General features: G+C 66.2%; 14 protein-coding genes. 3 read left to right on the top strand and 11 right to left on the bottom strand.

Translation table 11 applies throughout. The annotated features are described in order from the left end of the window. Positions 1 to 21 precede the first annotated feature (21 nt). Together S58_RS03755 and thrC are read right to left on the bottom strand one after the other, a co-directional pair. Positions 22 to 1311, bottom strand: coding sequence for a M16 family metallopeptidase (locus S58_RS03755; protein ID WP_042338666.1), 1290 nt, complete (start codon positions 1309 to 1311; stop codon positions 22 to 24). After that, on the bottom strand, positions 1311 to 2726 hold the full coding sequence (gene thrC / locus S58_RS03750; protein WP_015663909.1) for a threonine synthase: 1416 nt from the start codon (positions 2724 to 2726) through the stop codon (positions 1311 to 1313). The genes S58_RS03755 and thrC overlap by 1 nt, the downstream gene beginning before the upstream one ends. A 1377-nt stretch (positions 2727 to 4103) precedes the next feature. Between thrC and S58_RS03740 the strand changes: the two genes are divergently transcribed. From S58_RS03740 to S58_RS03730, 3 genes are all read left to right on the top strand, one after another. Then, positions 4104 to 4427, top strand: a complete 324-nt coding sequence (locus S58_RS03740) for a heavy metal-binding domain-containing protein (protein ID WP_015663907.1) — start codon at positions 4104 to 4106, stop codon at positions 4425 to 4427. Beyond that, complete coding sequence (locus tag S58_RS03735; protein ID WP_015663906.1) at positions 4424 to 4651, top strand: hypothetical protein; 228 nt, start codon at positions 4424 to 4426, stop codon at positions 4649 to 4651. Before S58_RS03740 ends, S58_RS03735 begins: the two co-directional genes overlap by 4 nt. Positions 4652 to 5020: 369 nt before the next feature. Next, on the top strand, positions 5021 to 5854 hold the full coding sequence (locus S58_RS03730) for a PhzF family phenazine biosynthesis protein (RefSeq protein ID WP_015663905.1): 834 nt from the start codon (positions 5021 to 5023) through the stop codon (positions 5852 to 5854). 95 nt (positions 5855 to 5949) lie between these two features. Here S58_RS03730 and S58_RS03725 read toward each other — a convergent pair whose 3' ends face one another. From S58_RS03725 to ctaD, 9 genes are all read right to left on the bottom strand, one after another. Continuing rightward, positions 5950 to 6423: a carboxymuconolactone decarboxylase family protein gene (locus S58_RS03725; RefSeq protein WP_015663904.1), complete on the bottom strand. Its 474-nt coding sequence runs from the start codon at positions 6421 to 6423 to the stop codon at positions 5950 to 5952. Then, a complete protein-coding gene (locus tag S58_RS03720) occupies positions 6308 to 6787 on the bottom strand; it encodes a MerR family transcriptional regulator (protein WP_015663903.1) in 480 nt (159 codons plus the stop codon). Before S58_RS03720 ends, S58_RS03725 begins: the two co-directional genes overlap by 116 nt. Positions 6788 to 6871: 84 nt before the next feature. Further along, complete coding sequence (locus S58_RS03715) at positions 6872 to 7627, bottom strand: SURF1 family protein (protein WP_042338658.1); 756 nt, start codon at positions 7625 to 7627, stop codon at positions 6872 to 6874. A gap of 378 nt (positions 7628 to 8005) precedes the next feature. Then, positions 8006 to 8395 (bottom strand): DUF983 domain-containing protein, encoded by a 390-nt coding sequence (locus tag S58_RS03710; protein ID WP_015663901.1) that lies wholly within the window; start codon positions 8393 to 8395, stop codon positions 8006 to 8008. Positions 8396 to 8562: 167 nt separating this feature from the next. Continuing rightward, entirely contained in the window at positions 8563 to 9420 is an 858-nt protein-coding gene (locus tag S58_RS03705) for a cytochrome c oxidase subunit 3 (RefSeq protein WP_015663900.1), read from the bottom strand. A gap of 87 nt (positions 9421 to 9507) precedes the next feature. Further along, positions 9508 to 10149 (bottom strand): cytochrome c oxidase assembly protein, encoded by a 642-nt coding sequence (locus S58_RS03700; RefSeq protein ID WP_042340523.1) that lies wholly within the window; start codon positions 10147 to 10149, stop codon positions 9508 to 9510. Positions 10150 to 10182: 33 nt separating this feature from the next. Then, a complete protein-coding gene (locus S58_RS03695) occupies positions 10183 to 10359 on the bottom strand; it encodes a hypothetical protein (protein ID WP_015663898.1) in 177 nt (58 codons plus the stop codon). A 21-nt stretch (positions 10360 to 10380) separates the two neighbouring features. Then, positions 10381 to 11319, bottom strand: coding sequence for a heme o synthase (locus S58_RS03690; RefSeq protein ID WP_042340522.1), 939 nt, complete (start codon positions 11317 to 11319; stop codon positions 10381 to 10383). Positions 11320 to 11462: 143 nt separating this feature from the next. After that, a complete protein-coding gene (ctaD, locus tag S58_RS03685) occupies positions 11463 to 13076 on the bottom strand; it encodes a cytochrome c oxidase subunit I (protein WP_015663896.1) in 1614 nt (537 codons plus the stop codon). Positions 13077 to 13082 lie beyond the last annotated feature (6 nt).

Here is a 13082-nt window from a genome sequence, read left to right as displayed (position 1 = left end):
TCGGAATGTCCGGACCCGTGCTCAATGCAGCTGGGCCTTCGACTTCGGCCCGGTCAGACCTTCGGCGAAAGTCACCGCCGTGTCCAGACCCCTGCCGCTGCCGAGCGCGACCACTGCAGGCTTGCTGCGTGCCAGCAGCGCGCGCGCCGCATCGCGCGTGCTCTCGACGCTGACGGCTTCGATCTTGTCGATCATCTCCTGCAAGGTCTGCGGCCGGCCATAGGCCAGGATGTGACGCGCGAGCTGCTCGGCGCGGGCGCTGCAGCTCTCCAGCGCCATCAGAAGCCCGGCCTTCATCTGCGCCCTCGCGCGCGCCACCTCCGCCTCGCCGAGTGTTTCCACGGCGTTGCCGATGATGTCGACCACGACCTCCATCATCTCGGGCGCGTCGGCCGGATCCGTCCCGGTGTAGAGCCCGAAGAAGCCGGTGTCGCTGTAGGGTGCATGGAACGTGTAGACGGAGTAGCAGAGCCCCCGGTTCTCGCGCACCTCCTGGAACAGCCGGGACGACATGCCGCCGCCGAGGATGTTGGTGAACACCTGCAGCGAGAACAGCGACGGATCAGCCTGCGGCACGCCTTCCAGCGCCAAGGTCAGATGCGCCTGCTCGAGGTCGCGATGCACGACCCGCGAGCCGCCCTTGCCGAACGCAGCCGGCAGCGGCTTCGGCGCCGGCCCGCCATTGAAGCTCGCGAATCGCTTGGTCACGTCCTCGACCACCCGCTGGTGGTCGACGGCGCCGGCGGCGGCCACGACCATGTCGGGTCCGCGATAATGCGTCGAGAGATAGCCGTGCAGCTTGTCGCGGTCGAACGCCTCGAGCGTCTTGGCGGTGCCGAGCAGCGAGCGGCCCATCGGCTGGTCCGGAAAGCAGAGCTCGTTGAGGTGCTCGAACACGACGTCGTCGGGCGTGTCCTGCGCCGCGCCGATCTCCTGCACGATGACGTTCTTCTCGCGCTCCAGCTCCTCAGGCACGAACGAGGGATTGGCGAGGATGTCGGCGAGCACGTCGAGCGCCAGCGGGACGTCGGCCTTCAGCACGCGCGCGTAATAGGCCGTGGTTTCGGTCGAGGTGCCGGCATTGAGATCACCGCCCACGGCCTCGATCGACTCGACGATCTCGCGCGCGCTGCGCGTCGTCGTCCCCTTGAACGCCATGTGCTCAAGGAGATGCGAGATGCCGTGCTCGTCCGCCTTCTCGTCGCGGCCGCCGACCCCGGCCCAGACGCCGAGCGCCGCGGTCTCCAGATGCGGCATCGTGTCGGTGACGACCGTCAGCCCCGTCGGCAGCTTGGTGACTTCCACGCCCATCATGCAATTCCCTGCTTGGCGGCCCGGCTGACCGAACGGATGAATGTCTCCACCTCGGCCTGGTCGTTCCGCATGATCCTGACATCCTCGCGCTTGCTCATCAGCCCTTCGAGCCACACCGGCAGCTGCGGCCGCATTCCGCAGGCGGCCTCGACCGCATCGGGGAATTTGGCAGGATGCGCGGTCGACAGCACGATGTTCGGCACCGCCGTGTCGGTGCCGTCGCGATCCGCCACCGCGAGCGCGACGGCCGTATGCGGGTCGACGAGATCGCCGGCCTCGCGGAAAGCGGCGCGAATCGCCGCCGCGGTTTCGGTCTCATCGGCGCGGCCGGCATCGAAATCGGCGCGGATCGCAGCCAGCATCGCGTCGGGCAGCACGAAGCGGCCGGACTGCTTGAGGCCCTCCATCAGCCGCCGCACTACGGCCGCGTCCCGGCCGCCGGCTTCGAACAGCAGCCGCTCGAAATTCGACGACACCTGGATGTCCATCGACGGCGAGGCGGTCGCGTGCACCTCGCGCACCTCGTAGATGCCTGTGGTCAGGGTGCGGGCGAGGATGTCGTTGACGTTGGTCGCGACGCGCAGAGTGCGCACCGGCAGGCCCATGCGCTTGGCGACATAGCCGGCGAAGATGTCGCCGAAATTCCCTGTCGGCACCGTGAAGTCGACCGCGCGATGCGGCGCGCCGACTGCGACCGCCGACGTGAAGTAGTAGACGACCTGGGCGACGACGCGCGCCCAGTTGATCGAGTTGACGCCGGACAGCGCCACCGAATCGCGGAAGGCGTGATGGTTGAACAGGCCCTTCACCAGCGCCTGGCAGTCGTCGAAATGCCCCTCGATCGCCAGCGCATGCACATTGGCCGCGCCCGACGTGGTCATCATCCGCCGCTGCACCTCGGAGATGCGGCCGTGCGGGAACAGCACGATGAGATCGGCATTGTCGCGGCCGGCGAAGGCGTCCACGGCGGCGCCACCGGTGTCGCCCGACGTCGCGACCACGATCGTGGTGCGCTCGCCGCGCTTGGCCAGCACGTGGTCCATCAGCCGCGAGATCAGCTGCATCGCGACGTCCTTGAACGCCAAGGTCGGCCCGTGGAACAGCTCCAGCACGAACTGGTGCGGCGCGCTCTGGTCGAGCGGCACCACCGCGGGGTGGCGGAACGTCGCATAGGCCTCGTTGGCCATGCGGCCGAGCTCGGCGTCGGAGATTTCGCCGGCCACGAACGGCTTGATGACCTCGACGGCGACTTCCCAGTAGGGCCGGCCGAAGAAGCCGGCGATGGTCTCGGGCGTCAGCTGCGGCCAGGTCTCGGGCACGTAAAGGCCGCCGTCGCGGGCGAGCCCGGTCAGCATCACATCGCAGAAGGTGAGCGCGGGGGCTTCCCCGCGGGTCGAAACATAGCGCGTCAAACCGCTCTCCAGACCTGCGTCACCAGGCCGTAACCCGTTGATTGAATTCGAAATCGAAACTGCCTGGCGGCAACATGGTCCGGCACCATAATGGTTTTGGCCCGCCCGCGAAACCGGTTGTTGCCGCATGGATGGTCAAGGAGACGGGTTACGGCGGGGTTAGCGCGAACGGCGCTGGATGGGCAGCGCCGGTCGGTGCACCGGTCCATCCAACTGGCTCCGCTGTCATCGCCCGGTTCAACCGGGCGATCCAGTACGCCGCGGCGGCTGTGGTCAACCGCGCCGCCGCGGCGTACTGGATCGCCGCCTTCGCGGGGATGACTACGGTGGATGTCGCAACCAGCCGGGCTCCCATTCGAGACTGCTCTTCGAAAGCACCACTCGTTCCTCCGTCATTGCGAGCGCAGCGTAGCAATCCAGGGTGGTGGGCGGGACTCTGGATTGCTTCGTCGCTGCGCTCCTCGCAATGACGTGGAGAGAGCCGACGACTTCTCGGATAGCCCGTCCGCGGGACCGTCTTATCGCGCAGCTTCACCCTCTCGCGACGCGATCGGCGCCCGAGCTTTGCGGAATTTCCTCCCTCCATGAACGGAGGGCGCAGGGAAGACCGGACCTCGACTGAGGCCCGTGGCCCCCGTGCGAACAAGAATGCACGGGGCAGGAACCACAGGTTCAGCCGGATGACCCGGCCCTCCCTGCGCGATAGCTTACGACTTATACGCGCTCTCCTCGGTGCACCGGGCTTTTTGGCCACCGTATCGCGACAATGCGCTTGCGCGCATTGCGCTGGACACCAGCGTCGGGGTGTCAGGACCACGCGACTTCGCCGTCCGTGCCGGCCGCACTCGTCAGTTGCAGCCTTCACGTCCATCGCATCCCACCCCAACGTCCGTGACGACGCGTACGCCCCTCGCTAACTGAGGCAGGACCGGGACAGACAACCACGATTTCGGAAAAAATGAAAGCGAAAAATTGCCGCCGGTCGATGCTGCAGCCAGCAGCGCGTTGAGCCTGCTCACGAAATTAGTCTTTCGACGCAGCCGAATCGTTGCGATCCGACGCACGCACATCCCACAGCCGGCGGCCCGTCGGGCGACTCGGGTCAGGGTCGCGACGATCGCGGTGGCGAGACTCGGTGCGTAGCCCGCATGAGCGCAGCGACATGCGGGGACAAACGAGATCGTCGAGATGAACCCGCATATCGCACCGCTCATGCGGGCTACGACCCATCAATCATCCGAATCCTGGCCCAGATAGAAGGTGTATCCGCGCGGCGGATTGAAGCGCCGATAGAACCAGCCGACCGTTGCCCGCCCTGCTCACTTCGAACCTCGTGAGGTCTCGATCGACTAAATGGAACCACAACAGGAGCGTTCCATGATCGTCGTGACAACGGAAAACGTGACCGGGCACCGCACGGTGCGGATGCTGGGGCAGTGTTTTGGCGTGGTGGTGCGCAGCCGCGGGCTCGGCGGCAATCTGGTGGCGAGCCTGCGCTCGATTGTCGGTGGCGAGATCCACGAATACACCCAGATGCTGGAGGAAGCACGGCGCCATGCGCTCGACCGCCTCGTTCACAACGCGACGTCGATGGGCGCCAACGCGATCCTGATGATGCGCTTCGACAGCGCCGAAATCGGTCAGACCATGAGCGAGATCGTCGCCTATGGCACCGCCGCCGTCATTGAACCCGCGCCGTGATCGGCCTCGTGCTCTGGCTCGCAGTTATCACCGCCGTCGTGCTGGTGTGGTTCTTCTTCCGCCAGGGCGGCTACAAGCGCGATGCGCTCTCGGCACCTCCCGGGCCGGACTGGGTCAAGACCGAGGAGCGCTTCGTCGATCCCACCAGCGGCGAGACGCTCGACGTGTGGTTCGATCCCAAGACCGGCGAGCGGGCGTATGTGCGGGCGAGCAGGTCCGTGTAGACGGCGGTCGAACGAGGGATAAAGAAGTCAGCCGACCATCGTTGCCCGCTTGCCTCCGATGCGAATGTGGACCGAAGGACGTCGCGTCGCATTCTGCTGTCGTCCCTGCGAACGCAGGGACCCATACCGCGGAATCTCTCGGTGAGACATGACTTCTAGCCATCGTCCCAACGAAGCCGGCGGTTATGGGTCCCTGCGTTCGCAGGGACGACACCGGTGTGGGTAGCCCCATCTCACACCACATCGTCATCGAGAGGCGACAAGTGACGACAGAAACGTAGCCGCGTGTCGACTGGTCCGCTTGCGCATCTTCACTTGCGGGCGCTTGAAGCCTAGCATTACAGGACAGAGATTCAGCGTGAGCTCCCCATGATCATCCAGCACATCGCAGCCTTCACCGATGGAGCACGCGGCGGCAACCCGGCGGGTGTCGTCATCTGCGAGGCGCTGCCCGATGCCGCGACGATGCAGGCGATGGCGGCGGAGATCGGCTATTCGGAGACGGCGTTCGCGGCGCCTGTCGATGGCAAATGGCGGGTGCGCTATTTCGCGCCGGAGGCCGAGGTGGATTTCTGCGGGCATGCGACCATTGCGCTCGGCGCCGCGCTGGCCCGGCACGAACGCTCGGGCACCTTTGCGTTGCGGCTCAACAGGGCCGAGATCACGGTCGATGGAATGAGTTCGGAAGCAGAGTGGAGCGCGGCATTCCGATCGCCACCGACGCAGACCCGCGCCCTTCCGGCTGCGGCGCTCGACGAGATCCTCGCACTGTTCGGGCTGGCGCGCGGCGACCTCGATGGGCGAATCCCGCCAGTCGTCGCGCATGCCGGCATGGATCATCCGGTGATCGCGCTGCGCGAGCGCGCCCGCCTCGCCGCCATCAGTTACGACTTCGGCCAAGGCCAGGAGTTGGCGCAACGCGAACGCTTCTGCACCTTCGCGCTGGTTCACGCCGAGACGCCGCAGCTGTTTCACGCGCGCAACCCGTTTCCGTTCGGCGGCGTCTACGAGGATCCGGCGACGGGCGCCGCGGCCGCGGCGCTCGCGGGCTATCTGCGCGAGCTCGCGTGGCCGGCCGAGGAACCGATCGTGATCCGCCAGGGTGAAGACATGGGCGTGCCGTGTTGCCTGCAGGTTGATCTCCACGGGCCGGTCGGCGCGCCGGTGAAAGTGTCGGGCAGCGTGCGGTCGATCGAGGCGTAGCCTGTAGCCCGCATGAGCGACAGCGACATGCGGGCTCGGCACCGGTCCCGCATGTCGCTTGCGCTCATGCGGGCTACGAGCTCCCTCGCGGCCGCTCAGACCGATACGGCCTCACCGGCCTTCGCATCGGCTTCGGCGAACACTTCCTTGGCCGCGAACAGGCCGTTGAGCGCGGCGGGGAAGCCGGCATAGACCGCCATCTGCATGATCACCTCGGTGATCTCCGTACGGCTGAGGCCGACGTTGAGGCCCGCATGGATGTGAACCTTCAGCTGCGGGCTGGCATTGCCGAGCGCCGTCAGGGCCGCGATGGTCGCGATCTCGCGGCTGCGCAGATCGAGGCCGGGGCGTGAATAGATGTCGCCAAACGGAAACTCGATCACATAGGTCGCAAAATCCGGCGCGATGTCGGCGAGCGCCGCGATCACATTGTGGCCGGCCTCGCCGTCGATGCTATCGAGCGCGCGCCGGCCGCGCGCCAGCCGATCCTGAGCGGTGTTGGCGCCGGATGGCGCGCCGCCCGGCTTCGGGCTCGTCGTCGTCGATTGGCTGGGCGTTGATTGCGTCATCATCGTTGGTCCTCTCGCTGCTGCCGGCATAGCCGGCGATCTTGCCGTCGAGAACGAGAAGGCAATCCTGCAACGTGACGACCCGCGCCCGGACCGCCTCGCGATGCCGCTCCAGCAGTTGGCGCCGCTCCGGCTCGGTGGCCGCGCCGCGCGTCCGCAGCTTGGCATAACGCAGCATGTCCCGGATCGGCATTCCCGTGGCCTTGAGACGGCCGAGGAATTCGATCCAGGTCAGGATCGATGCGTCGTAGTCCCGCTGGCGCTGACGATCGCGGTCGGCCCGGGGCAGCAGCCCGATCCGCTCGTAGTAGCGGATGGTATGGGGCGTCAGCCCCGACTGCCTGGCCAGTTCGCCGATCTTCATGCGCGCCCTTCTCCATTCACGACGCCGGGCAGGCTACCGGTTCGAGCGCGCTCTAAGTCAAGCGCTGTTTCGCGGGCGACGGAACTATCGATTGGTGCGTCGGCCCCGCGCCCACACCGCGAAGGCGACGATCAGCGCCGCCGCCAGCGAGAACCACGTCAGCGCGTATTGCATGTGCTCGTCGCGCAGATGCGGCGACAGCGGGCCGGGCTTTGGGATGCCGTTGTCCGGCACCGGTGTTTCAAGGTCGATGTAGAATGGTGCGACCTCGCCCCAGCCCAGCGTCTTGGCCATCGCGAGATGATCGCGCGTGAACCAGAGACGCTTGTCGCGGTTCTCGGCCGCAGTGAGCAGGCCCGCGGCTTCAGGAAAGCGCAGATAGCCGGTCAGGGTGACCGGCTCGCCGGTGACGAGCTTGGCGACCTGGCGATCCTGCACGGGGCGCTCCTGCATCGTGTTGGCGACGAAGCCGGCGTCGATCACGACGATCTCCCCAGAGGGCAGGCGCGCCGGAAGAAATGCCCAGGTGCCGGGACCCGAGACGTCCTCGCGCACGGCGGAGCCGGCGCTGTAGACCATCGCGTCCGGCAGCTTCTCGTAAGCGGCGGTGAAGCTGACGCGACGGAATTCGTCGCGCTCCGGCGTCAAGCTGCGCCATTCGCCTTGCGGCGGCAGCGGAGCGGGCGCTGCCGCGACGCGATCGGTGAGCGCTGCGATCAGCGCATGCTTCGCGGCGCGGCGCTGCAACTGCCAGACGCCGAGGCCGACGAACAACGCCACCATGACGAGGGTGAAGGCCGCGAAGGCACGGGATGAAGTGGACGGGAAGGAACTGGTCATCGCTCGGCTGGGCCCATCAAATCGCGCCGTGTATTTGGTTTTGACGAGAGACAAATGGCGCGCCAGGCTCGGTGCACCTCGCCCCCGCTTGCGGGGGCGCGACGAGCTTCGCTTGCGCTGAGAGGTCGGATTGCATCGAAGATGCAATCCGGGTGAGGGGGTACAGGTCTCACCGCACACACTTCCCGTGCGGCTGCCCCTCACCCCGACCCTCTCCCCGCAAGAACCGGGCGAGGGGGGCGCACCGTGCGCACCGCTGATAGCTTGCGGTCCCACGAACACCTCTGTCCTGCTCTCAACTCTTTCAAGCGCAGGCCATTGCGTCGTCGCAGGCGAAGCTTGTCCCGAGAGCAGGCCGCCCGGCACAATTGCCACGGCTCATCTCGGCGCCTTGTCCACCAGGCGGCCGGGGGCGGCCTTGTGGTGGAACTGCAGGGCGATCAGCAGCGATTTCATGGCGCGCAGCGGCAGCAGCGTGGTGATCAGGATCAATGGGCCCCACAGCGCGGCGTGGACCCAGAATGGCGGCTGATACTTCACCTCGACGATCAAAGCGGCGCCGACGACGATGGCGCCGGCCAGCATCATGATGAAGATCGCCGGACCATCGCCGGTGTCGATGAAGGCGTAATCGAGGTCGCAGGCCTCGCAACGCTTGCGAAGGTTGAGGAAGCCGTCGAACAGCTTGCCCTGGCCGCAGCGCGGGCAGCGGCAGGCAAGCCCGCGCAGGACGGTCTGGGCCAAAGTGACGGGCGGATGGGTGGTCATGGTGTCTTGCCCCCTGGGCGGCCGGGCGACGCCTCCTGGTGATACAACCGGAGACGACGAGAGCGGATCACATTTCGATCAACCGCCGGGCGCCGCTGCCAACGAGAAAGGGCGGCCCGACGGCCGCCCCTTCTTAACACGTTCGACGGAACCGGTGCGCGCGGCGTTCAGTGCGCGCCGTGAGCCATGGACTCGGCGCCGTGGCCCCAGACGTAGATGCAGATGAACAGGAACAGCCACACCACGTCGACGAAGTGCCAGTACCAGGCGGCAAACTCGAAGCCGAGATGCTGCTTGGGCGTGAAATGGCCGGCATAGGCGCGCGCCAGGCAGACGATCAGGAAGATCGTGCCGACCAGGACGTGGAAGCCGTGGAAACCGGTCGCCATGAAGAAGGTCGAGCCGTAGACGTGGCCGGCGAACGAGAACGTCGCGTGGCTGTACTCATAGGCCTGCACGCAGGTGAAGGTGGCGCCCAGCAGAACGGTGAGGATCAGGCCGTATTTCAGGCCCTTGCGGTCGCCCTCGAGCAGTGCGTGATGGGCCCAGGTGACGGTGGTGCCCGAGGTCAGCAGGATCAGCGTGTTCAGCAACGGCAGATGCCAGGGATCGAAGGTCTCGATGCCCTTGGGCGGCCAGACGCCGCCGAACAGCGCGTCGCGCGTCGCCTGCACCTCGTAGGCCGGGAACAGCGCGGCGTTGAAATAGGCCCAGAACCAGGCGACGAAGAACATCACCTCGGAGGCGATGAACAGGATCATGCCATAGCGGTGATGCAGCTGCACCACGCGGGTGTGGTCGCCCTTGTACTGGGCTTCCTTGATGACGTCGCCCCACCAGCTCGCCATGGTGTAGAGCACGCCGATGGTGCCGATGCCGAACACGATCGGCGCGGCGCCGAACATCTTGTGCATCCAGCCGATCGCGCCGAACGCCATGATGAAGGCAGAGACCGAGCCGACGAACGGCCACGGGCTCGGATCAACCAGATGGTAGTCGTGATGCTTGGCGTGCGCCTCAGCCATGGCAAGTCTCTCCCCAGATCGATGCCGGTCGCGCCGGCACGTCGTCATTCAACAGCGATGGTCCCCGGATATCGGACGTCCGCGCGGTCATAGGCTGCCCCGCGGTTTGTCCGGCTCGCCCGCAGCGACCGGCTTCGGTGCGTCGCGGACGGGATAGAAGGTGTAGGACAGCGTGATGGTCTTCAGACTGTCGTTCTCGTGATCGGCCGTTATCGCCGGATCGACGTAGAACACGACCGGCATCTCCCGGGTCTCGCCCGGCGCCATGGTCTGCTCGGTGAAGCAGAAGCAGTTGATCTTCTGGAAGTAGGCGCCCGATGTCAGTGGCGACACGTTGTAGGCCGCCTGCGCCATGGTGGTGCGCGCCGACTGGTTGGTGACGGTGTAGTAGACCGTGACCACCTCGCCGATCGCGACCTCGATCTCGGTCTTCTCCGGCTCGAATTTCCAGGGCAGCCCGCCGGCGACGTTGGAGTCGAAGCGCACCGCGATCCGGCGCGCCAGCGGCGCCGAGGACGGCGCGGCCGTGGCAACCTGGGTGGTGCCGTTGAAGCCGGTGGCGCGACAGAACCAGTTGTAGAACGGCACGGCCGCATAGGACGCGCCGACCATCAGTACCACGACGGCGCCGCAGATGCCGCCGACCAGCGCATCGCGGCCGGAGCCGCCTCGCTTGGCGGCCGGCACGGCCTGTGCGCCCGCCGGAAGGGTCTGGTCTGGTCTGTCCATCGCGGTCTGCTTCACACCGTCCTGCATCTCGAACTACATCGGCCGCTTCAACACCGCGGGACCCTTGACCATGGTCACCGCGAAGAACAGCACCACCAGCACGCCCAGCGCGAGCGCAATCGCGATCGAACGCCGGCGGCGGCTGCGCAATTGCGCCTCGGTGAGGACGACGCCCTCGGGCTCGTTCGGATCGACCATCGCGGTTGCCATCAGCTTTCTGCCCGACGTCCCTTACCAGATCAGCGGCGCGATCATGCGCGCGACGGCTTCGAGCCCGAGCGTCGCGAACAGCGCGAACAGGTACAGGATCGAGAACGCGAACAGCTTGCGGTTGGCGCGCAGCGACGCGCTGCGCTCGCGCTTGCGGAACACCTCGATCGCGAGCCACAGCATGCCACCACCGAGGGCGAGCGACACGACGCCGTAGACGGCATCGAAATAGCCGAGCGGCCACGGCGCCAATGCGATCGCCACCAGGACGATGGTGTAGAGCAGGATCTGCAGCCGCGTCGCGTCCGGGCCTGCGACGACGGGGAGCATCGGAACGCCGGCGCGGGCATAGTCGTCGCTGCGGAACAGCGCCAGCGCCCAGAAATGCGGCGGGGTCCAGAAGAAGATGATCAGGAACAGCCAGAGCGGCTCCGGCGCGATCGATCCGGTGGCGGCGACCCAGGCCACGACCGGTGGCAGCGCACCGGCGGCGCCGCCGATGACGATGTTCTGCGCGGTCCAGCGCTTCAGCCACAGCGTGTAGATCACGACATAGAAGAAGATGGTGAAGGCGAGCAGCGCGCCGGCGAACCAGTTGACGAGGATGCCGAGCGTCAGCACCGAGAAGAACGACAGCGTGATGCCGAAGGCCAGCGCCTCCTGGCGGGTGATGCGGCCGCGCGGGATCGGACGGTTGGCGGTGCGCGACATCAGCGAATCGATGTCGCCTTCCAGCGCCATGTTCAGCGCCCCGGAAGCGCCGGCGCCGACGGCGATGCACAGCAAGGAGGTGATGGCGAGCACCGGGTGGAAATGGCCCGGGGCGATCAAGAGGCCGATCAGTGCCGTGAAGATCACGAGCGACATCACCCGCGGCTTCAGGAGCGCGAGGTAGTCGCCGACATCGGCCTCGGAAATCCGCGGGCCGACGGCAATGGCGTTCTGATCAATGACAGACACGACGAATCCAGACTTCAATTCAAACGGCCCTGAAGCATTTCGCGTCAGAACCTCGCTTCAAGGATCCAGGCGGCGCGCCGCCAGGCGCGCTGCCCGCAGATATCGACGCGGCACCGGAGCGGCGCCGCGTCGTCGAGATCAGCTCACTGCACCTTCGGCAGCACTTCGAACTGGTGGAACGGCGGCGGCGACGACAGGGTCCATTCCAAGGTCGTTGCGCCCGGTCCCCACGGATTGTTCGCCGCCTGCTGCTTGCGCATGAAGGCGTCGACCACCCCGTAGATGAAGATCAGCACGCCGAAGGCCGAGATGTAGGAGCCGATCGAGGAGACCAGGTTCCAGCCGGCATAGGCATCGGGATAGTCGATGTAGCGGCGCGGCATGCCCGACAGGCCGAGGAAGTGCTGCGGGAAGAACACCAGGTTGACGCCGACGAAGGTGACCCAGAAATGCGCCTTCGCGATCGTCTCCGAGTACATGTAGCCGAACATCTTCGGGAACCAGTAGTACCAGCCGGCGAAGATCGCGAACACGGCGCCGAGCGACAGCACATAGTGGAAGTGCGCGACGACGTAGTAGGTGTCCTGCAGCACGCGGTCGACGCCGGCATTTGCCAGCACCACACCGGTGACGCCGCCGACCGTGAACAGGAAGATGAAGCCCACGGCCCACAGCATCGGCGCGCGGAATTCGATCGAGCCGCCCCACATCGTGGCGATCCAGGAGAAGATCTTCACGCCGGTGGGCACCGCGATCACCATGGTGGCAGCGACGAAATAGGCCTGCGTCGCCGAGGACATGCCGACCGTGTACATGTGGTGCGCCCACACCACGAAGCCGATGCCGCCGATCGCGACCATGGCGTAGGCCATGCCGAGATAGCCGAACACGGGCTTGCGCGAGAAGGTCGACACGATCTGGCTGATCATGCCGAAGCCGGGCAGGATCAGGATGTACACTTCGGGGTGACCGAAGAACCAGAACAGATGCTGGAACAGCACCGGGTCACCGCCGCCGGCCGGATCGAAGAAGGTGGTGCCGAAATTGCGGTCGGTCAGCATCATGGTGATGGCGCCAGCGAGCACCGGCAGCGACAGCAGCAGCAGGAACACCGTCACCAGGATCGACCACACGAACAGCGGCATCTTGTGCAGGGTCATGCCCGGCGCGCGCATGTTGAAGATCGTGGTGATGAAGTTGATCGAGCCGAGGATCGACGACGCACCGGCAAGGTGCAGCGACAGGATCGCGAAATCCACCGCGGGCCCCGGATGGCCCGAGGTCGACAGCGGCACATACATGGTCCAGCCGGCGCCGACGCCGTTGGCGCCGGGCTCGCCCTCGACGAAGGTCGAGGTCAACAGCAGCGCGAACGAGGCGGGCAGCAGCCAGAACGAGATGTTGTTCATGCGCGGGAACGCCATGTCCGGCGCGCCGATCATCAGCGGCACCATCCAGTTGCCGAAGCCGCCGATCATCGCCGGCATGACCATGAAGAAGATCATGATCAGGCCGTGCGAGGTCACGAACACGTTGTAAGTGTGGTTCTCGTGGAAGAGCTGGACGCCCGGATACATCAGCTCGATGCGGATCGCGACCGACATGGCGGCGCCGATGATGCCGGCGCACACCGCGAAGATCAGATACATCGTGCCGATGTCTTTGTGGTTGGTCGAATAGATCCAGCGCCGCCATCCGGTCGGATGGTCGTGCGCGTGATCGTCATGGCCTGCATGGGTCGCTACGTTCGTCGCCATTGTCCA

Source organism: Bradyrhizobium oligotrophicum S58 (assembly GCF_000344805.1).
Classification (GTDB): domain Bacteria; phylum Pseudomonadota; class Alphaproteobacteria; order Rhizobiales; family Xanthobacteraceae; genus Bradyrhizobium; species Bradyrhizobium oligotrophicum.
The sequence above is the reverse complement of the archived record's forward strand: the minus strand, read 5'-3'. Positions and strand labels throughout refer to the sequence as shown.